Here is a 23,829-nt window from a genome sequence, read left to right as displayed (position 1 = left end):
ACAACGAATACAGGAAACAAAGTTCATTGACTGCCAGTTTGAAAGCGTTTATAATCCAGGTGTAGCTTTATCGAAACGTTTCAATAAATTAAATGATTCACCATTCAGATAGGAGGACTGTAATATGCTGACTGCCCCGCGCGAAACCTTGCTCGCTTCCATGACCCTTGATGAAAAGATTGCCCAGCTTCTCCAGCTTGCCGCTCCTTTCTTTAAAGGCTCCGAGCACGAAGGACAAATTACAGGACCGCTTGCCGGTCTCGGCATTTCAGAAAGTACCGCCGCTGCTGCAGGCTCCGTTCTTGGAGCTTCAGGTGCAAAGGAATCCATCTCTATTCAAAAAGCCTACTTAGAAGAAAGCCGTCACGGCATTCCGCTTCTCATTATGGCCGATATTATTCACGGCTATAAAACCATCTTTCCAGTTCCGATCGCCATCGGGTGCTCATGGGATACCGTCCTTGCCGAAGAAAGCGCTGCAATCGCAGCTTTAGAAGCGGCTGTTTCCGGCATCCACGTTACCTTCGCCCCCATGGCTGACCTAGTTCGCGACCCGCGCTGGGGCCGTGTGATGGAATCTACCGGTGAAGATCCTTACCTTAACAGTGTGTTTGCAAGAGCGTTTGTCAGAGGATTCCAAGGAAAGAACCTTACAGAAGATCTCTCCAAAATCGCTTCCTGTGTGAAGCACTTCGCCGCTTATGGAGCTGCTGAAGGGGGACGCGATTACAATACTGTCAACATGTCAGAGAGAGAGCTCAGGGAATTATACCTCCCGGCCTACAAAGCAGCCCTTGAAGAAGGCGCTGAAATGGTGATGACTTCCTTTAATGTAGTGGACGGTGTTCCCGCTACAGGCAACAAATGGCTGATGCGAAAGCTGCTGAGAGAAGAATGGCAGTTTAACGGGATCCTGATCTCAGACTGGGGCGCCGTTAAAGAGCAGATCCCCCACGGCACGGCAGAGGATGAAAAAGAAGCGGCGAAAAAAGCCATCGAAGCCGGTGTGGATATCGAAATGATGACGGCGTGCTATCCGGGATATTTGAAAGAACTGATTGAAGAAGGCTCAGTGAACGAAGGGCTTGTAGATGAAGCTGTGCTCAGAATACTGGATCTGAAAGAAAAACTCGGTCTATTCGATAATCCCTACAGAGCGGCTGATGAGGAAAAAGAGCAGGAAATCGTATTCTCTAAGCAGCATCGGGACACAGCCAGAATCCTGGCGGAAAAATCGTGTGTTCTTCTGAAAAATGAAGGCGTGCTGCCGCTTCAAAAAGAGCAGAAGATTGCGGTGATCGGTCCTTTTGCAGACAATGGCGATATTCTTGGTCCATGGTCATGGCACGGCAGCAAGGAAGATGCTGTCACAGTCCTTGCCGGATTACAAAAGAAAAACTTGCCTGAAATTTTAACAGCACAAGGCTCCCATATTGAAACTGGATCAGAAGAGATGCTGAAGGAAGCTGAAAAAGCGGCGGAGCAAGCTGATGTCATCGTGCTCGCGCTTGGCGAAGCCTCTGAAATGAGCGGTGAAGCTGGCAGCAGAGCTTCGATACAGCTTCCTCCTGTGCAGCTCCAATTAGTACAGCGCATGAAAGCAATGAAAAAGCCGATTGCCGCTGTTCTGTTCAACGGCCGTCCGCTTGATCTGCACGGTGTAATCGAGCATTGCGATGCGGTTCTGGAGGCATGGTTTCCAGGTTCTGAAGGCGGAGATGCCATCACCAATCTGCTTTTAGGAGAGGCCAACCCTTCCGGAAAGCTTTCGATGTCCTTTCCTTATTCAGCCGGACAGATTCCAGTCTATTACAACAACTACAATACAGGCAGGCCGAAGGATGCTCCAGATGCACAGGAACGCTATGTTTCCCAGTATTTAGATATCCCGAACGAGCCGCTGTTTCCATTCGGCTTCGGCTTAAGCTATACAGCTTTTGACTGCAGCCATGCCAGCCTTTCTTCAGAAATACTCAGCCCGCAAGGCGAGCTGACCGTATCCGCTCAGGTAACGAACACCGGTGAATATGCCGGCGAGGAAGTAGTCCAGCTTTATGTGCAGGACTTGTCCGGCGAAGTGGTCCGTCCGTTAAAAGAGCTGAAAGCCTTTCAGAAAATAGAGCTTGCGCCGGGAGAAACGAAAGAAGTCTCCTTTACGCTTAGTGAAAAGGATCTTCGCTACTATCACTCAGACTTAAGCTTCAAAAGCGATGCGGGCAAATTTCATGCCTTTATCGGAGGCAGCAGCAGAGATCTTGCACCGCTTTCCTTTGAACTGCTGCATATGAAAGAGGAGGATATGAAATGACAACCTTGATTCAGACAAACCACAGCATCTCTCTTGGCGGAACAAGCTTTACTTTTCTCCCCGGCGGAGATTTATATGAGGCAGCGCACGGCCCGATCATGATTAACCAGGTGCTCGGCAACCCTGTTGACGGCTCTCTCAATAATCTTTATTTACGGCTGCACCGCAATTCGGAAATCAGCGTATTCCCGCTGCTTGGCGCAAAATCAGGCAGCACGGTTACTTTTTCAGAAAATCAGGCTGTTTTTCAAGGCACAGCTGAAAACGTCCGCTATGAAGTGACATTTTCTCTTTCAACTCTTGGTGTTTGGTTCTGGGAAATAACTCTTGAGGGGTCAGGTGTGACAGCTGATCTTCTCTACGGCCAGGACATCGGCCTTGCTCACAGAGGAGCAGTCAGGACAAATGAAGCATTTGTTGCCCAGTATATTGACCACAGCGTTTATTCGGACGAAAAAACCGGCTATGTTGTCTGCTCGCGTCAGAACCAGCCGCAGGACGGCAAGTTTCCGTATCTGCAGCAGGGCTCGCTGACAAAGGCTGCCGGGTATTGCACGGACGGCTTTCAATTTTTCGGCCTTTCTTATAAAGAAACAAATGAACCGGAAGCTTTTTATCAAAGAGATCTTCCGAATGAAATCTATCAATATGAATTTGCCTATACCGGCCTGCAGTCGAAACGGATTGCGCTTGAAGGGAAAGCGGAATTTGTTTTTTATGGCCTTTTCAGGGAAGACCATCCCGAGGCTGTTGCTGCCCCTGAATTCGAAGATGTTCTTTTTGAAGCCTGGAACGAAACGAGAAGCTTTGACGGAACCTTCTCTGCTGAGAGCAAAATAGCCTCTATTCCCCTTCCTTCCGCTGTTTTAAAAACATTCAGCATGCAAAAGGAAGATGTGGACCTGCTTTTCCCAGACCGTATTCAGGAAGAGTACAGTGACGGACAATTGCTTTCCTTTTTCACAGGCAGCTATGAGCATGCCGTATTAAAAGAAAAAGAGCTGCAAATGGAGCGTCCTCACGGGCACATTTTGATGAATAGCGTTCAATTCCAACATCCTGAAAAAACGATCACAACAACAAGCCATATCTATGGCATTTTCAACTCCCAGCTTGCCTATGGCAACACATCGTTCCATAAAATGCTGACAAACCAGCGCAATCCGCTGAATATCCTGAAAACTTCAGGCCAGCGCATTTATCTGGAAACGGAAAGCGGCTATGAACTGTTAGGCCTCCCTTCTCTTTTTGAAATAGGCTTTAATTATGCCCGCTGGTATTACAAAACAGCTGATGACCTCATTGTTGTCACGAATTTTACAGCTGCCGGCTCCCCTGCTGTTCAGCTCGTCCTCCGCTCCATGCAGGGGAAAGCGTACCGCTGTCTTGTGACACATCAAGTGTCCATGAACAACAATGAATATGAAGTGCCGTTTGGCGCTGTGAGAAATGGACAAACCATTGCTTTTACAGCTTCGGAAAAGGCAGACAGCGCTGGCAAATATCCCGGCCTGCAGTACAGCATGACGCTTGATGCAGAATTTAACATTTCAGAGCATGAAGCCTTTGAGGCAGCTTCGCTGTTTGTCATCGAAACGGAGCAGACCGCATCTTTTACCGTGACCATTAAAGGAAGCTTTGACAATAGTGACGGGCTCCCGGCAGAACAGCTTGATGCAAGTGAAGAAATCGAAGAATACCGCCGCTTTTTGAAGAACACAATGAACCATTTTCAGCTCCAGCACCCTTCACAGGCTGCTGAAAAATTGAACATTCTCTCCTGGTGGTACACGCATAACATGCTGGTTCATTACTCTGTGCCGCACGGTCTTGAGCAGTACGGAGGCGCTGCATGGGGAACAAGGGACGTGTGCCAGGGACCAGCTGAATATTTCCTCGCCACCCGGAATGATGAAGCAGTCAAGCACATCCTGCGGACTGTCTTTTCTCATCAATACGAGGATACAGGCAACTGGCCGCAGTGGTTTATGTTCGACCGCTACTCCAATATGCAGCAGGAGGAAAGCCACGGTGATATTATCGTCTGGCCGCTCAAGCTTCTGAGCGACTATCTGCTTGCAACAGGCGACACGGCGATTTTGAAGGAGAAGGTTTCTTATACTGACAGAGAAAGCGGGCTTTCTACCGGCAGCACGGCAACGATCCTGGAACATGCCCAAAAAGAAATACGCTTTATCAAAAGCCACTTCCTTTCTGGCACTTCTCTTTCCGCTTATGGGGATGGAGACTGGGATGACACACTGCAGCCTGCCAATCCTTCTTTGAAAAAACATATGGCGAGCAGCTGGACAGTGGCGCTTACTTACCAGGCTTTCCGTCAGTTTTCAAACGCGCTGTCAGAGTATAGCCCAGAGCAGGCAAAAGAGCTTGCTGAGCTGGCAGATTCGATTCAGCAGGATTTCTCCAAGTACATGCTCGATACACCTGTGATTCCTGGATTCTTATATATGGAGAATGAAAGCCAGCCTGAAAAAATGGTTCATCCTGAAGACAAGAAAACCGGCATTCAGTACAGGCTTCTGCCGCTGACGCGAAGCATGATTGCAGAGCTTGTGTCACCAGAGCAGGCAAAAACGAACCTGTCCATCATTAAAGAGCATCTTTCTTTTCCAGATGGCGTCAGGCTGATGAACCGCCCTGCTTCTTACAAAGGCGGCGTCAGCACAAACTTTAAACGCGCTGAGCAGGCAGCCAATTTCGGCCGTGAAGTGGGCCTGCAGTATGTTCATGCTCATATCCGCTTTATCGAAGCAATGGCCAAACTCCGAAAACCGGAAGAAGTATGGCAGGGACTTGAAGCGATTAATCCAGTCGGCATCACCTCTGCCGTTCCAAATGCAGCGCTTCGCCAAAGCAATGCCTATTTCAGCAGCTCAGACGGCAAATTTTCAACTAGACATGAAGCAGAAGAAAACTTTGAAAAGCTGAAAACAGGCGAAACAGCTGTGAAAGGCGGATGGCGCATCTATTCCAGCGGCCCTGGCATTTACATGAACCAGCTGCTTTCCAACTGCCTTGGCATCCGCTTCCATGCAGACAGCCTTGTGCTCGATCCCGTTCTTACGGAAAGTCTTGATGCCCTGAAAGTAAGGTCCCTTCTTTATGGGAAACCGGCGGTGTACAGCTTCAGCCTTGGATGCACAGAGAGCAAGGTATTGGTTAACGGCAAAGAGGTTCAGACTCAGAAGCTTGATAACCCTTACCGTCAGGGAGGCTTGCTTGTACAAAAAAGCACTCTTCTCCCCCTATTGGATCAGGAAGAAAATGTCATAGAAATACAGTGCAATTAATGGGATTACCGTCTTCTTAACTGTATAATAATAGAAAATACTCAGCTTTACGGCTCTTATTTTAAAGGGACTCTGTTATTGAAAGGGATTGATTTTTTTACCTGCTGATTGGAAAGCGGACGCCTCGTGCTTGAGATCAGCAGCCAATTTAACAGAGCCTTAAAAATAAAGGCTTAATAGATAGGAGAGAAACACGTGGTCAGTATTAAGGATATTGCTAAAAAAGCTGGGGTTTCCATCTCCACCGTGTCCTATGCTTTGAACGGCAATCCGAAAGTGACGGAGGAAACGACAGCCCGGATTCTGGCGATAGCAAAAGAACTGAATTACATCCCGAATGCTGCTGCCAGAAATTTAAAAAAGCAGGAAACGAAAATTATCGGCGTATTTTTAACAAACTACAGCGGCGCCTTTTACGGGGAACTGCTTCAGGGGATGCAGGAGTTTTTATCTGAGCGCGGCTATGACCTGATTGTCTGCAGCGGCAAGCGGTCGCACCGCATGCTGCCGGAACGGATGATCGACGGCGCGATTGTGCTCGATGAAACGTTCACCTCAGAGGAACTCCTGTCACACGCGGACAGAGGTCACAAGCTCGTTGTGCTTGACAGGGAAATACCCCACCCGAACATCAATCAGGTGCTGCTCGACAATAAAGCAGGTGCTTCCCTTGCGATGGAACACTTGATTGAAAAAGGCCATCGCACCATTTATGCCGTGTCAGGCCCTTCCGGCTCCTATGACAGCAATCAGCGGCTGAAGGCTGCGAGACAGGTTGCGGACAGGCATCCTGACATCCGCTTCATTGAGATCAGCGGCAATTTTAACAAAAACGCGGGCGAAAAGGCGGCCATGCAGATCTCGGCTGAAATGACAGAGCCTGTCGGCGTATTCTGCCTCAACGACGAAATGGCGATCGGCATGTACAACTATCTTTCCGGAACACCGCATGCGGTCGGGAAAGATATTGATATCATCGGCTTCGATAATATTGAAGTATCCCAGTATGCCTCCCCAAGGCTTTCCACAATCGATTATTCCAAGCATAAATGGGGAGCGCTCGCTGCTGAGCAGCTGCTGAAGCTGATTGCTTCAGAACCGATAGATCATGAACGGATTTATGTTTCATTAGTAAAAGGGGATTCTGCTTGAGGGTTTTTAGGCCGGCATTGTAGCCGGTCTTTTTCTATTATTGCTGTTCTTATAATTTGGCTGTTGATTTCCGTTTCAGGCGTCCGCTTTCCGCGGGGCGGGCGGTGAGCTTCCTCGGCGCTTTAGCGCCTGCTTAGATCTCACCTGTCCCGCTGCTCCCGCAGGAGTAGGCCGCCTTCCCCTCCAATCAACAGGTGTTCACCACAACATTTAACGCCGATCCATTTCTTCCTCTTCATCTGAAATAGTTCTCTCTCAACCCGTAAAGACAAGGTGTTTCTAACATTTTTTTTATGATAGAGAAATTCGTACAAGCTGATTATTCTATTTTTCATACTTTATAGCGTACAGCTATTTTAATAGTGAAAGGATGGATAATTATATGGCTGATACTTTCGGCTCAAATACAGGCAATGCTGATATTATCTACCCGCCGTCCGTTCCTCTTGCTCCTTTTTACAGCAACACGCTGAATGGTGATTTTGCTGCAAATGGCGTGGGCCTGCGCAATGTTAATCAGGCTAAAAGAGGAATAATCGATATGAGCGGGCTTGTCCCTGCAGGCTCCACGATCGTTAAGGCTTTCTTGTATTGGTCCTACCTGCGCGAGAACACGAAAGCGCCAAACCCTACAGGCCTTTTTAACAGCACACTTATTACCGGTACTCCTGTAGCAATAGCGATAGGAGATCCCTGCTGGCCAAATGTAGATGTGGAGGATGTTTTTCGTGCAGATGTTACAGGCCTTGCAAATACCGGCATAAATACACTAACCGCTTTCCCATCAGGCGTACAGGACAATTCAGACCCAGCTGCCCAAATTATTCCTCCCCTTCTAGAAGGGGCATCGCTTGTTATCATTTATGCCAACGAGAGCCTTCCAAGAAAAACAATCATCATAAATGAAGGCGGCGTAACCTTCAGCGGCCAAACGGTCTCAACATTACTCAGTGGATTTCGCGCTTCCTCTTCTCCAAGTGCCAGAACAGCTTATATTGTAGCGGATGGACAGGCAAACATTCCTCTTGACCAGGCTTTTTTCAATAATACGGCGGTTGCTGGCCCAGGGACAAATGTCAAACCGGAAGATGCCTTTAATGGACAGGATGGGATTGGTGTAACAGGAAACCCTGCTTATGGCCTATGGGATACATTGGTTCTTGACGTAAGCAGTCTTGTTGCCGCAGGAGATGCTTCAGCAGAAGCAGCCATTGTTTCCCAGAATGACTGCCTGACTTATATCGCACAGGTATTTTCTGTAACGGCAGGAGGAGAGCAGCCTTCTAAAACGTTTATTAATAACAGTGCAGCTACTTTGCAGATTACCCTGTTTCTGCGCCAGGGAACAAATCCTGTTAATCAGGATGGAACCGTTTCCTTCAATCTTGCACCTTTCGAAAGACGAACAGTCTCTTATGGCGACGCCGAAAATCCATTTTTGAACGGGCTTATTTTAACTACGCTTTTCGACAATGATCTTTACAGCAAAGCGGAGTTTGTCTTGGAAAGAAGCAGTGAGCTCGATAATCTGCTCAACACGAATGATTTTATTTCCTTCTCTAAAATTTTGACAGACTATGTGACTTCCGGATTTAATGCTTAAGAGTTTGTGCTGATCCATTTGTTCAGCAGCAAAACGCTCAGAAATATTCCTGAGCGTTTTTTTCGTTATGAACCTTTTTTAAACTCTTCTTTTTTGAACGGATAAGGAGAATTCAGCAGGAGCATTTTTTAAGAGTTTCCTCCTTTATGCGCCATCAACAGCGAGTGAATGAGCATGCCGGCTCATGGGCTTTCTTCTTATTTCAAAACTATCCGATACAGCCATTATAAAAACAGCATGCCCCATTCAGGGACGCGGCCTATTGATTAACAAAACAAAAAAGAAACCAGCCATTTTTTGTCTGGTTTCTTTTTTTCGAAAATTTATTTTCGGTTTATTATTTTAGAGGTAATAGGTGTTACATCCATTGTTGCGTTAACAAAGGAGAAGCCATTCCCACTTTCTTCAAACCCCATCGTTTCTTTGTTTTTCCCAAAGGTCAGCTGGATACCCTTTCCTTCTGAAAAGCTGTAAGCATGTGAGTTTTTTACCCCTGCATGACCGAAGAGAGAGTAAAAAGTGTAGTGGCTTAGAAGACTGTGAGGCGTTAAGACTCCGGAAAAAGGAGCAGGCTTGTTATCACTGCTTCTATCTTTTATCAGAGATTTTGATTTTATGATCGAGATCTTCTTTGTTTTTAAATCTACTGAATCCCCAGCCTGTATAAAAGAATAGAGAATTTTTCGATAGACGCTTGGCTGGCCTTTTGGCTGAACAGCTTTCGATAGATCAAGCACGGTAATACCGCCTCTCCCTGCCGCTTCCGCTCTGTGCTCTTTATTATTGATGACCAAAGCGGTGTCTTCGTCAATTCCAAAGGCCAGCTCGTTCCGATTCCCTTTTTCATAAGCAGCCGCAATCAGTCTGCCGAGCCTTGCTTTATTGTCAAAATGCTGATCGACCATACCATACGGGAAGAAACCAAGTCCTTTTTCAAGGTAAGCGGGTCCGCCCTCCTGCTGCTGTTCCCCTTCGTATTCATTTGTAAAGCCCTTTTCAAGGGTATCGAGACTGCCCCCGCCGGCAAGCATGACAGGACTCATAATGGCAGCCCCAGCACTTGTTCCTCCCAGAACGGCCCCATTGAGGTAAATGTCCCACATGCTTTTCAGCGCCTTTGATTCGGATCCGTCTTCGTTGAAAAGAGCGGCGGTAATATTCGTTTGGTCTCCTCCGACAAACCAGATCCCGCTGAGCGATTGAATGTCCTTTGCAACAGAATCGCTGTTTTTATTCCCAGCCCATTCTGCTTCATTTTCTGGCGTACCTTTCAGATCATGAGTCGAAAGCGGAATAACGCTGATGTTTACTTCCGGAACACCATAATGGATCAAATCCGCTTTGAATGATTTGGTCGAGCTGATGCTTGAGCTTGCAGCTGGGACGATGCCGATCTTTCCGTTTTTCGCTAAAGAAATAAATTTTTGATAGATTCCCTTGTTGCTTGAACCAAGAGCTCCTCCCGTAATCACGAGATTTCCTTTTAATGGCTCCTTGTGCGTGTCTGGGAGCGGAAATTCCGATTTTTTATAGTCTTTGAAAAGCGTTGGATTCTTTTTAAACAAAAATTTCTTCGGAGAAATTTCGAGCTCCGCGTTGACAATGGAGTAATCATCCTTTTGACCGTCTTTGTAGCCCCAATATCCATTTGAGTCAGCTGTTTTTCTGAAAATCAGCTGGAAGCCGTCCCCCTTGCTGGTAAAGAGAGCACTTTCCACTTGATCGGTGCTGCTGTTATCCATCAGTGAATAAGCCAGATAGTTTTTCAGCCTGCCGTATGATGTCAAACCCCCTGTGGCAGGAAGAGGCTTGGAGCTATAGTATTCATAGCCCTTCGTCCCTTCTTTGTCTGCCCGGATGGTCCACTTCTTTGCTGCAAAATCAACCGTATCACCTGGGGCAAACAGATGAAGTTTGATATTTTTTATTCGGGAATTCTTAACCGAAGCGCTGCTCACATCAATAACGGTCATCCCTCCTCTTCCGAAGATCTTCATCGTTTTTGACGCATCATTCACACTGACGGCCGTATACTCGTCAATTCCATAGGAAAAAAATGACTTGTTATGATGAAGAGCTGCTGCTGTCAGCCGGCCCAGTCTGGATTCTTCGTCAAAATGGGAATCCAGAAGTCCATATCGGAAAAAGCCTAAGCCCTTTGTGACATGAAGCGGTTCGCCTTCCCCTTTTGGAGTTTTATTCCCCATTAATGCCCCAAGGCTGTCTCCCTGGACAATCATCTTATCTCCCAGCACCTCAGCCGAACCTCCGACCAGAGCGCCTTTTTGATATATAGACCAAATAGCCTGAAGTGCCTTCGACTTTGTCCCATCCTTTTGCTGAAGGGCGTTTCTAATCTGAAGAACATCATCTCCCGCAAACCAGATGGCAGATAATTTGTTAATTTTGGAAGCAAGGACCTCTTGCTGAACATTCTTCTTCCATTTCGCTTCATTTTGCTTCGTATCCTTGAAATCATGATGGGAGATTGGAAGAATCTCAATCTGCTCTCCCTTTACTCCATAGCTCTCCAGCTCTTTTTTTAATTCAGCCGGTTCAGCCATCGTGCTTGAACCAGCCGGTACAATCCCAATTTTCGCCTTCTCTTCCCCCCCGGCAAGCCGGATCAATTCATTAAAAACCTCCTGATTGCTCTTTTCAATTCCCCCTCCTGCAACAAGCAAATTTCCTTTTACTGTTTTGCCAGTCTCCGCTGCTGCAGGGATTTCTGCATAACTAAAGACTAAACATATTGCCAGCAACATGAACCAAATTTTTTTCATCCTTCCCTCCACCTCCATCATTTTCCTTCTCTTAAGTGAATAGCAAGAACTGTGCCAATCCGACAAATGGCTTAACGTCAAGATATTTTCAGAAAATTGGATCTTTTTGGGTGTTTTTTAAAACAATCAAAAACCCCCATCTGCTGATAACGGGTTGACTGTTGGGGGGCAAAACTTTACATCTCAATATTAATCGCAGGGCAATTCCCAACAATTTTTACTATCATTCAAAGATGAATTCGCATAAAAAATAGCTTGGAATTATTCCAAGCCATTTCCTTATTAAATGTTCAATCTTCACTTCTATATTCAAGAATATCACCAGGTTGACATTCCAGTGCTTTGCATATTGCTTCTAAAGTCGAAAACCTAATGGCTTTTGCCTTTCCGTTTTTCAAAATAGAAAGGTTAGACATTGTAATACCAACTTTCTCAGTTAGTTCTGATACACTCATTTTTCTTTTCGCAAGCATTACATCAATATTAATGATTATCGCCATTTCTCCACCTCAAACCGTTAAATCATTTTCCGATTTCAATTCAATTGCACTTCGTAAAAGTTCTTGGAGAATGGCAGAAAAAACAGCAATAACAAGTGAAGCAAAAGTTATTACAATCCCCACAAGGGCAATGCCAGGGTGTAGCGTATTTAGCGCTGTCAGCAAAATCATCCCTATTAAATATAAAACGATAATGGCTATTGCACAATTTTTTATATACCCTAAAGAAGTTACAGATAAATTCGTAAAGGCAGCCTTTCCTTTTATATAGTTTAAAATTTTTAAGGCTTGGTATAAAGCTAGAAAAAATGGTATGGCTGATAAATATATTCCCATAAGAACTGGCATTTTCAAATAAGCATACTCAGGGTCCATCGCTGCTGCTTCTTTCGCTAAGTTGGGTAATAAAAATATACATAATGAAAGTATAGTAAGCCCGATGATAAAGATCGTTATTTTTAAAAAAGTGACTTTATATTGTTTCATATGCAAATCATCCTCCATTTTTTGTTAATTATAATTTACAATTTATTGTTTATCAATAAATATTTATTATTTATTACTAAATTCCTGTTGTTAGTGAAAATTCCTTTTCAAAAAATAAATCACCCATTTTGAAGTGGGTGATTTATTTAAACTATAAAATATCATTCAAGGTAAATTGTTTATCCGTAATGCCAAGTTGTTGGGCAGGAGGTAATTCTCCTTTTCCTTTAACTTCAAGCATCTGCCTACAAACCTTCCGATTTTTAACAGTAAGTCTTCGGCTGGCGGAGGTTTATTGATCGCGAAGATAAAGAAGATAGTCCGTTGAGACGCCTTTGTGACCGAGCTGCCGAATTATCGTCAGGGCATTGCCCCGATGATAGGTCCCATGATTGACCGTTTGAAAAATGATTTCGTCTGACGTATTGGAAAACGTTTCTCCCCTTAAGTCGGTATAGGTTATGGTCCAAGAACCTTCTCCCCGCTGCTTGAAAAGGCGGATCATTTCATCCGAGGCTTTCGTTAAATGCTCTCGTGCCTCCTTTGCATCTTCAAATCCATTGGCCAGATTTCTTTCCTTCCCGGATAATCTGCTGAACCAAATTTGATCTGCACGGTACATATGATAAAAGACATCCGCCAGAGCAGAGAAGGACCCTGCTGCTTTTATTTGAAACACGTTTTCTGATAAGCATTCAATATGGGACAGCATGGTTTGATTCGCCCACTTGTGGTAGTTCAGGAGTTCACTAGGCAGTTGTTTCATTTGCTTCTCCCTCCATGACTTATTGGATTCCATAAAATCATACTCCCTTCTGGAAAACATCGTCAATCTGGATCAAATTGATTAAAATAGACTATAAGAGTAGAAAAAGCGCCCGACAAAACGGGAAGCAGCATAACACGAAAGAAGGCATTCACTATGAACGAAAGCTCATCAGCACCTAAACCGCCCTATTACGCCGTCATCTTCACCTCAAAGCGAACAGACGGAGACAATGGCTATGGGCAAATGGCCGCTAAAATGGATGAACTGGCTGCCGGGCAGCAAGGGTTTTTAGGCATCGAAAGTGCAAGAGTCACAGGTCTCGGCATCACCGTTTCTTATTGGGAAAGCCTTGAAGCCATTCAGCAGTGGAAAGAAAACAGCGCGCATCAGGCTGCACAGGCAAAAGGAAAGACAGACTGGTATCAATCTTATACAGTGCGAATCTGCAAGGTAGAGCGCGATTATGGATTTGAACGTTAGCCATTTGCTTTTTTGCCTTTTGAGGACATATGTCCTTTTCTTCCTCCCCTTTAAAAAGCGATAATAGCGATGGGGGTGACATGATGAAAGGAATTCTTTTTGCCTTTTTCGGCGGTGTGTTTATTACACTTCAAGGTGCAGCCAACTCGCGGATCGGCCAGGATATCGGTACATGGCAGGCTGCCGCTATTACACAAATGACAGGTTTTATCCTCGCACTTATTTTAATGTTTTTGCTAAAGGACAAATCGTGGAGGCAATTTAAACAGGTGAAGCCGATTTATTTGCTTGGCGGATCTTTTGCAGCGATTGTGATTTTCAGCAATGTAACAGCCATCCATCTTGTCGGTATGACGATTACGATCTCAGCCCTTTTGATTGCCCAGTTATGTGTAGCCTTTTTAACGGACAGCTGCGGCTGGTTCGGAACTAAAAAGCAGAAGATGAGATGGATTCAATTTATTGGGATCGGCTTGATGGCGGCAGGGGTCATTGTCATCAGCATGTAAATCAGGCCATGGAGGAAGCGATGGGAAAAATATTTGAGGCTGAAATGCTCGAGTCCTATATGAAGGCTTTTCAGCTGGACAGCATTTTCAATCAAAAAGTACAGCCATATATGAAGCTTGCTCATTTTAACAGACAGGAAATCATCTGCTCGCAGGGCGGAATTTCCGAGCACTTGTACGTGCTTGTGGAAGGAAAAGTGAAGGTTTTTACAACATCGCCTGAAGGAAAAACGCTCATTCTTTCCTTTAAAAAGCCTCTTGAACTGATTGGCGACATTGAATTTGTAAGGGGTACCAGTACGGTCAATACAGTTGAAGCTGTTTCTGCTGTTACGATGATCGGCATCCCTTACAGGGAGCTGAGAAAATATGCCGGAGAAGATCCTGCCTTTCTTCAGTTTCTGCTCGGCATTATTACCGATAAATTTTATATCAAATCGAGTACGCTCCAGTTCAATATGCTTTACCCTGTTGAGGTCAGGCTCGCAAGCTACCTGCTCTCTGTTTCCTATGATGACGAAACATTCCTCACAGGCCGGCACAGCTCGAAAAACCTGAGGGACGCAGCCAATCTGATCGGGACAAGTTACAGGCACATGAACCGCGTGATTCAGCAGTTTTGCGGAGACGGCCTGATTGAACGGACGAAAAAAGGCATCATCGTGAAAGACAGAGAAGGCCTTGGCCTGATCGCAAACGGCAATATTTACGAATAAGAGGAGAGAAAAAAATGCTAGCAGGAATACTTTTCGCCATTGTTGCAGGGTCCTTTGTCGGCCTGCAGAACATTTTTAACAGCAAAGTGAACGAGCATGCCGGCTCATGGGCTGTTAATGTGCTCGTACTCGGACTTGGTTTTCTCGCATCTCTTACCCTCGGTTTACTATTTGAAGGCAGGCAGATGTTTCAGCTGCATAACATGCAGACATGGTACTGGTTCAGCGGCATCATCGGTGTTGGTGTTGTCACCTGTGTGGTACAGGGCGTCAGAAGGCTTGGGCCTACCCTCGCCATCTCAATAGTTTTAGCCTCTCAGCTTGGTGCCGCCCTTGTTCTCGACTCCATCGGATTTATGGGGCTGGCACCCGTTCCGTTTTCGTTTAAAAAGCTGTTTGGTGTGCTCCTGATCATTGCTGGAATCATTCTTTTTAAATTCAGCGGACAAAGGGCAGCGGGAGAGATGAAAAAAGCTTCCTGAAGAAAGGAAGCTTTTTTCTATTCTATTTGTTCTCAGTCCTTTTTCAGCCAGTAGATTAATTCTTTCTCCCGCTTTTCGCTCATTTCCTTCGACAGGGAAGCCGGCCATTGGTAATAGCCTTCCCCGGTTTTTTGGCCGTATTTGCCTTCTTCCTTAAGCGTTGTCAGCAGACTTGACGGTTTATCGCTTTTTGATAAGTCTGGGAAAAGATAGTCAGAGATGGAATGAAAAACATCCAAGCCGCCCATATCGGCTGTCATAAACGGACCAGTCACCGGAAGGCGCCTGCCGATGCTGTATTTCACTGCTGCGTCAATGTCCTCCATTGAAGCGATGCCCTGCTCCAGGATATACTGTGCTTCTCTGAACAGCGCATACTGCAGCCTGTTTCCGATGGATCCGAGAATTTCTTTTTTGATCACGATCGGTTTCTTGTTCATTTTTTTCAGCAGCTCTAATGTTGTATCAACGGTTTCTTCAGCTGTTTTCTCCCCGAGCACAACCTCAACGAGCGGAATTAAATGGCCGGGATTCCAAAAATGCGTCCCGATCGTCCTTTCCGGAGCTTTCGCATAAGCAGCAACCTCAGTGGGCTTTAAGCCTGAGGTGTTTGTTGCTAAAATAACATCTTTAGAGCAAAGCTCGCTGAGGTTTTTGAAAAGATCCTGCTTCAGTTCCAGATTTTCCGGCGCTGCTTCAATCACATAGGATGTTCCAGCCGTACACTCCTCAAGCGAGGTTGTAAAGGATATGAGCGATTGGGCTCTTACCATCTCCATTTCTGTGATAACCCCGTTATCTTTCAGCATTTCTGCCTTTTCCCTTACACCGGTCTTTCCCCTGCCAAGATCTTCTTCATCTATGCCCCAGACGCTTGTTTTAATTCCGGCGGCTGCAGCAGAAAAGGCAATGGAATGTCCCATCGTGCCGGCTCCAATGATCGAAAGCTTTCCATTCATATGGCCGTCCACCCGCCATCGACTTTCATCGTCTCACCTGTTATAAAATCAGCCATATTTGAGGCCAGAAACAGGACCGCACCTGTGACATCTTCAGGCTTTGACAGCTTTCCTAAAGGAATGCGGCTGATCACATCATCGTAAAAGTCCCTGTCCTCAAACATTTTCCCTGTCATTTCTGTTTCAATAAACGTCGGGGCTACCGCGTTCACTTTAATGCCAAGTGATGCCCATTCCACTGCCAGCGCTTTTGTGAGCTGCACCGCGCCCCCTTTGCTTGCACAATAGGCTGCCCGCTTGTAATAGCCGACAAACGCCATTTGAGACACAATATTGATGATCTTTCCTTTTCCTTTTTTCATCATGTGCTTACCGGACCGCTGCGAGCAGAAGAAGGTGCCTTTTAAGTTTGTATCAAGGATTTGATCCCAGTCCTCTTCCGTTACGTCCAGTGCCGGCTTTGGAATATTGATTCCTGCATTATTAACGAGCAGATCAATTCCTCCTAAAATCTCTGCCGCTTTGTCTACCATTTCATATACGCTGTCTGTCTGCTGCATGTCTGCCTGCAGGCTAAAGCAGTTTGGATGGATGCTCTTCAGCTCTTCCTCCGCGGAAGCAAGTGCATCAACGCTTCTGCCGGCAATGACGACGTCTGCCCCAAGCTCGGCAAAGCCCTTTGCCATGTTTTTGCCGATGCCTCTGCTTCCGCCTGTCATCAGCACTTTCATTCCTTTTATTTCATCAAAGTACGCCATTTTAGCCTCTCCCCTAAAACCTTAAAATCAATAACGGGCTGTGACCATTTTCTGCGAGTGTAAAATATCACTCCGCCTTTTCCATGTGCTTGAAGATCTCCGGAAAAGGATTTTTATACCCAACGCCATTGGAGCCGGCACGCCAAAACTATTTGTCCCAAGTTTAGGAGCGTTATCAATCAAACTATTGAACAGCAGCCTTGCCGTATCTTTTCACTCTCAGCAGCGCCTGCTCGGCATGGCCTGCAAAGTTTTCAATCTGGCACAGCCTTGCTGCATATTCCCCAATTTCTGCGCTCGCTTCTTTTGTTACTTTTTGATAAGTGCAGGTTTTCAAGAATTTTCCAACCCACAGTCCGCCGGTATAGTGGGCAGCCCCCTTTGTCGGAAGGGTATGGTTTGTGCCAATCACTTTGTCCCCGTAAGCGACATTTGTTTCCGGCCCAAGGAACAATGCTCCGTAATTGGTCATGTTATTTAAGAAATAATCCGGATCTTTTGTTAAAACTTCCACGTGCTCATAAGCGAGAAGATCCGCTTCTTTTACGGCTTCTTCCTCGTTTTCTACTAAAAGGATGGTTCCGTTTTCTTCCCATGCCTGTCTTGCCACCTCTCTTGTCGGCAAAGTTTCAAGCTGTCTTTCAATCTCCTTCAGCGTATCCTCTGCCAATTTTTCAGAGGTTGTTATGAGCGCCCCAGGTGATGTCGGTCCGTGCTCTGCCTGGCCTAAAATGTCACAGGCCACCATTTCACCGTCAGCTGTTTCATCTGCGATCACAAGGATTTCAGTCGGCCCTGCAAATAAATCAATTCCGACTCTTCCGAAAAGCTGTCTTTTTGCTTCAGCCACAAACGCGTTTCCTGGTCCAACAAGCATATCAACCGGCTCGATCGTTTCTGTTCCGATAGCCATCGCTGCCATCGCCTGAACTCCGCCGAGCAAATAAATTTTATCCGCTCCGGCAAGGTGCATAGCGGCAATGGTCTCTTTCGGAATTTCTCCTTTGTTTGGAGGCGTGCAGGCAATCACCCGTTTCACACCAGCTGTTTTGGCAGTCAGTACACTCATATGAGCGGAAGCCACCATCGGATAGCGTCCTCCTGGGACATAGCAGCCAACACTGTTTACCGGAATGTTTCTGTGCCCGAGAATAACGCCGGGGAGCGTTTCCACTTCAATATCCTTCATGGATTTCAGCTGCTCCTCTGCAAACCCGCGCACCTGCTTTTGGGCAAACTTGATATCTTCAATTGTTCTTTCATCAATGCTGCTGACGATTTCCTCAATTTCTTCTTTTGACAGCAAAAAACTTTCCGGCGACCACTGATCAAATTCCTCTGAGAGCGCCCTGACAGCTGAATCGCCATTTTCTTCGATTCTCTTAATCATGCTGCTGACTGCCTCTGATACTTTTGCATCCTCCTGAATTGATTCTTTTTTACTTTTCCCCTGCTTCAAAATCTTTGTCATGCTTCATCATCCTCCAAATTTTGCATACGTATGCAAAAATGATTCCTTTATTACAGGCCTACTTTATGGCCGCTTCTCAAAGTTGTCTGAATAGTCCATATTTAAAGGATAGAGTGATTAATCCAGCCTGTCAACTAATACGTGAAAGCGCCTACAGAATCCCGTTCAACCAGCTTCCCTTTCAGCATAACGGCAGCCGGCCCCTTGCTTTCATTACCCATTTCACTCAGTAAATGCTGGATTGTTAACAGAACCATTTCGTCGACAGGCTGCTGCCAGGTTGTGAGCCTGTACGGCGGCCAGGAAGCCATGCTGATGTCATCAAACCCGATGACAGAGAGCTTTATTCCAAGAGACTTAGCGGCATCCACCGCTCCGAGGGCCATAATGTCATTGCCGCAAAAAACAGCATCAGGCGGAGAGGATTTTTTCAATAACCGCAAGACCGCCTGGTAGCCGCCTTCATATGTAAAATTCCCGTGCTCCACAGTGCAGTTCTGCTGCCGTTCCTTCAGCCCTTCCCGAAATCCGCGCTCGCGTTCAAGGCTTGTTGAGGTATTGGCTTTGCCGGCGATATAAGCACAGCGCCTGTGGCCTCTTTCAGCCAGGTATTCAGCAATCTCTTTTCCTGCCTGAAAATTATCGCAGCACACATAGTGGCACGAAGCGTCTTCCGTATACCTGTTGAAAAGGACTGCAGGGATGCCTTTTTCCGATAACCTGGAGGAAACATTGGAAGACAGCAGCGCATCTGTCACAATCACTCCAGCCACATTGTATTCAAAAAACTGCGTGATTTCCTCTTGCTGGATTTCTTCATTTGCTGCTTGAACAAAAAGCACTTGAAAGCCTTTCTCCTGAAGCCCTTGGGTAAACTTCTCCAGTATTTCCGGATAAAAAGGATTTTTTATATCCCCCATCACTAGTCCAATCATATTTGTTTTCTTTTTAATCAGTCCCCTTGCAAGGGCATTTGGCCTGTAGCCAAGCTGATTGGCTGCCTTCAGCACTTTTTCTCTCGCTTTAGCTGATACACTTGCTCCAGGGGTAAACACTCTTGAGACTGTTGACTGGGAAACTCCTGCTGCCCTGGCAACCTCCATGGCGTTAACATGCTTCGTATCCATTGCGTTCCTCCTCTCACGAAAACATTTCTTTCCAGTGAAATTATTATGGCTTATCAAAGACGTTTTTGTAAACACAGACTTTTTTTGTAATTTACAAAATATTTGAAAAATAACATAATGAAGATGGGCCGTTTTTAGGCTAATCCGCAAAAAGAAAGGAGATTCACATGAAAGAAAAGCCAACTGTCGATTATTCCGCCATTGCTCAGTCTCAGTCGTTTAAAACACTGCTCAGCAAAAAACGCCGTTTCATTTTGCCAGCCTCCTTGTTTTTTCTCATTTTTTACTTTGCCCTGCCTGTCATGACCTCTTATTTTACGTTTTTAAACCATCCAGCCATCGGGCCTGTCAGCTGGGCATGGATCTTTGCCTTCGCCCAGTTTATTATGACATGGGTATTATGCACGCTGTATTCAAAAAAGGCTGCTGAATTTGACAAGATCGTTGAAGGTATTGCTGCTGAAGCCGGCGGCAGCAGGGAGGTCTCTTAGATGAATGTACTCGCCTTTGTGCTGTTTTTGATTATTGTGGCTTTGACGTTAGTCATCACCTATTTCGCCTCAAAAAGGACGAAAACAACCAGTGATTTTTATACAGCTGACTCTAGTTTATCAGGCTTGCAGAACGGCTGGGCGATAGCGGGAGATTACATGTCAGCCGCTTCGTTCCTCGGCATAGCTGGTATGATTGCCCTGTCAGGCTTTGACGGCTTTTTCTACAGCATCGGTTTTCTCGTTGCTTACCTCGTTGTGCTCTACATTGTCGCTGAACCGCTCAGGAACCTTGGAAAATATACATTGGCTGATATGATCGCCGCCCGCTTTGACCAGAAAAAAGTCAGAGGCATTGCGGCACTGAACACGATCGTGATCTCGATTTTTTACATGATTGCTCAGCTTGTCGGCGCAGGAGCACTTATTCACCTTCTGCTCGGCCTGGACTATATTTATTCCGTGCTCATCGTCGGGGTCCTTATGACGGTGTATGTTGTCTTCGGCGGTATGACTGCCACAAGCTGGGTGCAGATTGTCAAAGCAGTTCTTCTTATGATCGGCACGTTCATTATTTCCATCATGGTGCTGGCCAAGTTTCAGTTTAATATTTTCACGATGTTCGAAAGCATGAAAACAGCCACACCTCTTGCAGAGGGCTTCCTGAATCCCGGAAACAAATTCACAAATCCCCTTGATAATATCTCTTTAAACTTGGCGCTTGTTCTTGGAACGGCCGGACTTCCTCATATTCTGATCCGGTTTTTCACCGTGAAGGATGCTGTGACAGCAAGAAAATCTGTCGTGTATGCCACATGGATTATCGGCGTCTTCTATATCCTGACCATTTTCCTTGGCTTCGGTGCTGCCGCTTTTGTCGGCTATGACCAAATTGTTGCCGCAAACGCGGCAGGCAATATGGCCGCTCCGCTTCTTGCCAAATCTCTCGGCGGCGAGTTCCTGTTTGCCTTTGTTTCAGCTGTTGCCTTTGCCACCATACTGGCTGTCGTAGCAGGCCTTGTTCTGTCAGCCGCTTCCGCCTTTGCCCATGATTTTTACGGCCATATTCTAAAAAAAGGAAAAGCAACCGAAAAACAGCAGGTCGCTGCAGCAAGATGGGCATCAATCGGTGTTTCCGTCCTGTCCATCCTTCTTGCCTTGTTTGCACAGCAAATGAATGTTGCCTTCCTCGTTTCCCTGGCGTTTGCCGTTGCAGCGAGTGCCAACCTGCCGATCATTTTATTTACGATTTTTTGGAAGCGTTTCAATACCTCAGGAGCTGTAGCAGGGATGCTGACAGGGCTGATCAGCTCGCTCATTCTTGTTGCCGTAAGCCCGAATATTTGGGCTCCTGAAGCCGGAAAAGCCATCCTTGTCGGCACTCCGCTCATTGACCTGGCAAACCCCGGTATCATCTCCATCCCTCTCGGCTTTATAGGGGCCTGGGCCGGAACTGTGCTGTCCAGGAAAAAAGAAGATGTGCAGAAGTTTGATGAGATTTTGGTGCGGGCGAATACTGGGCTGAAGTAATTTTATGCCGCACAGAAAAAGCCGGATGCCTGAAGCATCCGGCTCTTCTGTCATTCCTTGCTTTAAGCTCAGCCTTTTTTCAAAATGGACTTAAGGGTATTCTCCGTCAGGCTCCAGGCACCTTGTCCCAATTTCATAAGCTCAGCGGTTATTTCAGAAGCCCTGAGAGCATTTGCCTGTGGAACGTTCTGCCGCACATTAACGATGGCTGCAAATGTGACAGGCAGATCAGTGTAAATCCGACCTGTGAACGTTTCGACAAACGTTCTGTATGAAAAGCCTTCCGCCGTGACGTCAAAAGATGCAGCACCCTGGCTAATCGGTTCGTCTCCAGCACAGCAGCAGGCACAGCAGCTGCAGGCAGGACCTCTCAAGAAATCAAAAACTTGAACCTGCAATCCTGCCGGAATCAGCAGGGTCACCTGCAGTTCAGGTCTAAAGCGGACCGTGTAATACCCTGGAAGATTCGGATTTTTTTCAACCGTAAAGGCAAACCTGCCATCAGGCAGCTTTGTCCCGCTTTCCACATTGCCTTCAGCCGAAATTCTGCCTGTAATATAAGCAGCAGCTTCTCCTGCTCCTGGTGCACTGAAGCCGGCATCAGGAATTACTTGAACATTCGGCTCTTCGTTCGGCATAACAATGGAGAACTTTCTCGTGAAAATAACATTGTACGTTCCTGTTCCCGGAACATGTTCAACGGTAAAATCACCTGTGCCAGAAATAATTGAACCATCCCGGCGAACAGATCCTGAAATCGTGCGGACATCAATAAACGGGAAGTTTGGAATAAAATTAAACCCTATGGCACTAAAAGAAACTGCACGCTCCAGCTGTTCACCGCCGCGCGAAATCACATAGGTAAAGCCGGATTCATTAAACCCGAAAACACGCACCTCTATGAGATTAGAAGCACAGCAGCAGCAGTTGCACGGATTGCATCCACAGCTCATGGCATGACTCCCATTCTATTAAATTTTTAGCTGAAGTATACTTCCCTATATTTTATGTTTCAAAAAAGAATCAGTGTGGACAAACCTTCTGATCAAAAAGAGGATTTTATCAGATTAAAAGGGCGGCTGTTCTCGGCAGCCGCCCTTTTTTATGCCAGAATCTTATTCTCTTCCTTTTTAAAAAACGTCTTCATCGCATGGAATACATCGGATTTTTGCTTAAGGATGTAGTAGCGGAACTTCTCATGTTCAATATTTTTATAGGCAGACATTAAGGTGGAGTGGCGGTTGTATTGATTCACTTCCCCGTAGCCGAACATACTGGATACCTTCACCAGCTCCTCTACGAGCTTCACGCAGCGGGCGTTGTCAGAGGTTAAATTGTCTCCATCTGAGAAGTGGAACGGATAAATATTAAAGCGGGATGGCTGATACTTTTCCCCGATCAGGTCGAGTGCTTTCCGGTAGACGGAGGAGCAGATCGTTCCGCCGCTTTCTCCTTTTGAGAAGAAATCCTCCTCTGGGACAACCTTTGCCTCTGTATGATGAGCGATAAACTCAATCTCAACTGTTTTGTATTTCGTGCGGAGAAAGCGGGTCATCCAGAAAAAGAAGCTGCGCGCCATATACTTTTCCCAAATCCCCATGGAACCGCTCGTATCCATCATAGCCAGTACCACTGCTTTAGAATCCGGCTTCTCAACCTCGTTCCACGTTTTGAACTTCAAATCCTCCGGATAGATCGGATGAAAAGCCGGTTTTCCCATCATGGAATTCCGTTTAAAGGCTGTCATCATCGTCCGCTTTTTATCAATGTTCCCCATCAGCCCGGTCTTGCGGATATCATTGAATTCAATGTTTTCTACTGTATTCTGGTCCAATTCCTTCCGCTCAAGGTTCGGCAGCTCAAGCTCCTTAAAGAGCGCCTCCTCAAGCTCCATCATGCTTACCTCTGCTTCAAAATAATCCTCGCCTGCCTGGTCTCCTGCCCCCTGGCCTTTTCCAGGGCCCTGCTGCGGCGAGCCTCCGTCACGGGCTACAACATCCCCGACCTTGCTCTCCCCGTCCCCTTGGCCGACGTGCTTGTTCTTGTCATAGTTATAGCGGATTTTATATTCATCCAATGAACGGATCGGTATCTTCACAATGCTCTTTCCATTTGACATGACAATGCTTTCTTCCGTAATCAAATCAGGCAAATTGCTTTTGATTGCCTCCTGAACCTTTTCCTGGTGCCGTACTTGATCATCATGACCTTTACGGTGGAGGGACCAATCTTCATTTGAAATGACAAAGTTTTCACCATTTCCTTTAGACATATCCCATTCCCCTCCAAACTTTTTATTATTTTTTATCCAAGATCCATCGGAATCGTTTTCTGAAAAATTTTTAAAAAAGATACACATAATGGCGCATTCATGCATAAAGTAAAGTTGAGTGA

General features: G+C 46.1%; 20 protein-coding genes. 10 read left to right on the top strand and 10 right to left on the bottom strand.

What is annotated here, in order from left to right; translation table 11 throughout:
- Nucleotides 1-124 precede the first annotated feature (124 nt).
- The 4 genes from bglX to LRR81_RS12950 all read left to right on the top strand — a co-directional run bounded on the left by bglX (nt 125) and on the right by LRR81_RS12950 (nt 8,374).
- The gene (gene bglX, locus LRR81_RS12965; RefSeq protein WP_231789798.1) at nt 125-2,308 is read left to right on the top strand and encodes a beta-glucosidase BglX; all 2,184 of its coding nucleotides are present in this window, start codon (nt 125-127) and stop codon (nt 2,306-2,308) included.
- Nucleotides 2,305-5,619: a GH36-type glycosyl hydrolase domain-containing protein gene (locus LRR81_RS12960; RefSeq protein WP_231789797.1), complete on the top strand. Its 3,315-nt coding sequence runs from the start codon at nt 2,305-2,307 to the stop codon at nt 5,617-5,619. The genes bglX and LRR81_RS12960 overlap by 4 nt, the downstream gene beginning before the upstream one ends.
- A gap of 195 nt (nt 5,620-5,814) precedes the next feature.
- Entirely contained in the window at nt 5,815-6,771 is a 957-nt protein-coding gene (locus LRR81_RS12955) for a LacI family DNA-binding transcriptional regulator (RefSeq protein WP_231789796.1), read from the top strand.
- A gap of 382 nt (nt 6,772-7,153) precedes the next feature.
- On the top strand, nt 7,154-8,374 hold the full coding sequence (locus LRR81_RS12950) for a DUF3344 domain-containing protein (RefSeq protein ID WP_231789795.1): 1,221 nt from the start codon (nt 7,154-7,156) through the stop codon (nt 8,372-8,374).
- A 323-nt stretch (nt 8,375-8,697) separates the two neighbouring features.
- Here the strand turns inward: LRR81_RS12950 and LRR81_RS12945 are convergent, their stop codons facing one another.
- The 4 genes from LRR81_RS12945 to LRR81_RS12930 form a co-directional block, all read right to left on the bottom strand.
- Complete coding sequence (locus LRR81_RS12945; RefSeq protein ID WP_231789794.1) at nt 8,698-11,157, bottom strand: cyanophycinase; 2,460 nt, start codon at nt 11,155-11,157, stop codon at nt 8,698-8,700.
- A gap of 290 nt (nt 11,158-11,447) precedes the next feature.
- Nucleotides 11,448-11,657, bottom strand: coding sequence for a helix-turn-helix domain-containing protein (locus tag LRR81_RS12940; protein ID WP_155113881.1), 210 nt, complete (start codon nt 11,655-11,657; stop codon nt 11,448-11,450).
- A gap of 9 nt (nt 11,658-11,666) precedes the next feature.
- Entirely contained in the window at nt 11,667-12,143 is a 477-nt protein-coding gene (locus LRR81_RS12935; RefSeq protein ID WP_231789793.1) for a DUF2975 domain-containing protein, read from the bottom strand.
- 292 nt (nt 12,144-12,435) lie between these two features.
- Nucleotides 12,436-12,909 carry a DinB family protein gene (locus LRR81_RS12930; protein WP_231789792.1) on the bottom strand — a complete coding sequence of 158 codons (474 nt, stop codon included), beginning with the start codon at nt 12,907-12,909 and terminating at the stop codon, nt 12,436-12,438.
- A 156-nt stretch (nt 12,910-13,065) separates the two neighbouring features.
- Between LRR81_RS12930 and LRR81_RS12925 the strand changes: the two genes are divergently transcribed.
- From LRR81_RS12925 to LRR81_RS12910, 4 genes are all read left to right on the top strand, one after another.
- Nucleotides 13,066-13,392, top strand: coding sequence for an antibiotic biosynthesis monooxygenase family protein (locus LRR81_RS12925; RefSeq protein ID WP_231789791.1), 327 nt, complete (start codon nt 13,066-13,068; stop codon nt 13,390-13,392).
- Nucleotides 13,393-13,475: 83 nt separating this feature from the next.
- The gene (locus LRR81_RS12920; protein WP_231789790.1) at nt 13,476-13,901 is read left to right on the top strand and encodes a DMT family transporter; all 426 of its coding nucleotides are present in this window, start codon (nt 13,476-13,478) and stop codon (nt 13,899-13,901) included.
- Between the two features lie 20 nt (nt 13,902-13,921).
- Entirely contained in the window at nt 13,922-14,617 is a 696-nt protein-coding gene (locus tag LRR81_RS12915; RefSeq protein WP_231789915.1) for a Crp/Fnr family transcriptional regulator, read from the top strand.
- A 14-nt stretch (nt 14,618-14,631) separates the two neighbouring features.
- Entirely contained in the window at nt 14,632-15,099 is a 468-nt protein-coding gene (locus LRR81_RS12910; protein ID WP_231789789.1) for a DMT family transporter, read from the top strand.
- 32 nt (nt 15,100-15,131) lie between these two features.
- On the opposite strand, the gene LRR81_RS12905 is transcribed toward LRR81_RS12910, so the two are convergent.
- The 4 genes from LRR81_RS12905 to LRR81_RS12890 all read right to left on the bottom strand — a co-directional run bounded on the left by LRR81_RS12905 (nt 15,132) and on the right by LRR81_RS12890 (nt 19,414).
- On the bottom strand, nt 15,132-16,058 hold the full coding sequence (locus tag LRR81_RS12905) for a 3-hydroxyacyl-CoA dehydrogenase family protein (RefSeq protein WP_231789788.1): 927 nt from the start codon (nt 16,056-16,058) through the stop codon (nt 15,132-15,134).
- Nucleotides 16,055-16,816 carry an SDR family NAD(P)-dependent oxidoreductase gene (locus LRR81_RS12900; protein ID WP_231789787.1) on the bottom strand — a complete coding sequence of 254 codons (762 nt, stop codon included), beginning with the start codon at nt 16,814-16,816 and terminating at the stop codon, nt 16,055-16,057. The genes LRR81_RS12905 and LRR81_RS12900 overlap by 4 nt, the downstream gene beginning before the upstream one ends.
- A 184-nt stretch (nt 16,817-17,000) precedes the next feature.
- Nucleotides 17,001-18,287, bottom strand: a complete 1,287-nt coding sequence (gene hisD, locus LRR81_RS12895; protein WP_231789786.1) for a histidinol dehydrogenase — start codon at nt 18,285-18,287, stop codon at nt 17,001-17,003.
- Nucleotides 18,288-18,421: 134 nt separating this feature from the next.
- Nucleotides 18,422-19,414: a LacI family DNA-binding transcriptional regulator gene (locus tag LRR81_RS12890; protein ID WP_231789785.1), complete on the bottom strand. Its 993-nt coding sequence runs from the start codon at nt 19,412-19,414 to the stop codon at nt 18,422-18,424.
- 167 nt (nt 19,415-19,581) lie between these two features.
- On the opposite strand from LRR81_RS12890, the gene LRR81_RS12885 reads away from it, so the two are divergent.
- Nucleotides 19,582-19,905 carry a DUF485 domain-containing protein gene (locus tag LRR81_RS12885; RefSeq protein WP_231789784.1) on the top strand — a complete coding sequence of 108 codons (324 nt, stop codon included), beginning with the start codon at nt 19,582-19,584 and terminating at the stop codon, nt 19,903-19,905.
- The gene (locus tag LRR81_RS12880; RefSeq protein ID WP_231789783.1) at nt 19,906-21,435 is read left to right on the top strand and encodes a solute symporter family protein; all 1,530 of its coding nucleotides are present in this window, start codon (nt 19,906-19,908) and stop codon (nt 21,433-21,435) included.
- A gap of 68 nt (nt 21,436-21,503) precedes the next feature.
- Here LRR81_RS12880 and LRR81_RS12875 read toward each other — a convergent pair whose 3' ends face one another.
- Together LRR81_RS12875 and yhbH are read right to left on the bottom strand one after the other, a co-directional pair.
- A complete protein-coding gene (locus LRR81_RS12875; RefSeq protein ID WP_231789782.1) occupies nt 21,504-22,388 on the bottom strand; it encodes a hypothetical protein in 885 nt (294 codons plus the stop codon).
- Between the two features lie 149 nt (nt 22,389-22,537).
- Nucleotides 22,538-23,707, bottom strand: a complete 1,170-nt coding sequence (gene yhbH / locus LRR81_RS12870; protein WP_231789781.1) for a sporulation protein YhbH — start codon at nt 23,705-23,707, stop codon at nt 22,538-22,540.
- Nucleotides 23,708-23,829 lie beyond the last annotated feature (122 nt).

It is taken from the genome of Metabacillus kandeliae (assembly GCF_021166585.1).
Classification (GTDB): domain Bacteria; phylum Bacillota; class Bacilli; order Bacillales; family Bacillaceae; genus Metabacillus_B; species Metabacillus_B kandeliae.
Note: the sequence above shows the minus strand (reverse complement) of the source record. Positions and strands in the feature narration are given on the sequence as shown.

Coding starts and splice junctions, on each gene's coding strand:
- LRR81_RS12925 (WP_231789791.1), top strand. CDS start 13,066: ATGAACGAAAGCTCATCAGCACCTAAACCGCCCTATTACGCCGTCATC.
- LRR81_RS12935 (WP_231789793.1), bottom strand. CDS start 12,143: ATGAAACAATATAAAGTCACTTTTTTAAAAATAACGATCTTTATCATC.
- LRR81_RS12875 (WP_231789782.1), bottom strand. CDS start 22,388: ATGAGCTGTGGATGCAATCCGTGCAACTGCTGCTGCTGTGCTTCTAAT.
- LRR81_RS12915 (WP_231789915.1), top strand. CDS start 13,922: ATGGGAAAAATATTTGAGGCTGAAATGCTCGAGTCCTATATGAAGGCT.
- LRR81_RS12960 (WP_231789797.1), top strand. CDS start 2,305: ATGACAACCTTGATTCAGACAAACCACAGCATCTCTCTTGGCGGAACA.
- LRR81_RS12885 (WP_231789784.1), top strand. CDS start 19,582: ATGAAAGAAAAGCCAACTGTCGATTATTCCGCCATTGCTCAGTCTCAG.
- LRR81_RS12880 (WP_231789783.1), top strand. CDS start 19,906: ATGAATGTACTCGCCTTTGTGCTGTTTTTGATTATTGTGGCTTTGACG.
- LRR81_RS12940 (WP_155113881.1), bottom strand. CDS start 11,657: ATGGCGATAATCATTAATATTGATGTAATGCTTGCGAAAAGAAAAATG.
- LRR81_RS12900 (WP_231789787.1), bottom strand. CDS start 16,816: ATGGCGTACTTTGATGAAATAAAAGGAATGAAAGTGCTGATGACAGGC.
- yhbH (WP_231789781.1), bottom strand. CDS start 23,707: ATGTCTAAAGGAAATGGTGAAAACTTTGTCATTTCAAATGAAGATTGG.
- LRR81_RS12910 (WP_231789789.1), top strand. CDS start 14,632: ATGCTAGCAGGAATACTTTTCGCCATTGTTGCAGGGTCCTTTGTCGGC.
- LRR81_RS12930 (WP_231789792.1), bottom strand. CDS start 12,909: ATGAAACAACTGCCTAGTGAACTCCTGAACTACCACAAGTGGGCGAAT.
- LRR81_RS12905 (WP_231789788.1), bottom strand. CDS start 16,058: ATGAATGGAAAGCTTTCGATCATTGGAGCCGGCACGATGGGACATTCC.
- bglX (WP_231789798.1), top strand. CDS start 125: ATGCTGACTGCCCCGCGCGAAACCTTGCTCGCTTCCATGACCCTTGAT.
- LRR81_RS12950 (WP_231789795.1), top strand. CDS start 7,154: ATGGCTGATACTTTCGGCTCAAATACAGGCAATGCTGATATTATCTAC.
- LRR81_RS12920 (WP_231789790.1), top strand. CDS start 13,476: ATGAAAGGAATTCTTTTTGCCTTTTTCGGCGGTGTGTTTATTACACTT.
- hisD (WP_231789786.1), bottom strand. CDS start 18,287: ATGACAAAGATTTTGAAGCAGGGGAAAAGTAAAAAAGAATCAATTCAG.
- LRR81_RS12890 (WP_231789785.1), bottom strand. CDS start 19,414: ATGGATACGAAGCATGTTAACGCCATGGAGGTTGCCAGGGCAGCAGGA.
- LRR81_RS12945 (WP_231789794.1), bottom strand. CDS start 11,157: ATGAAAAAAATTTGGTTCATGTTGCTGGCAATATGTTTAGTCTTTAGT.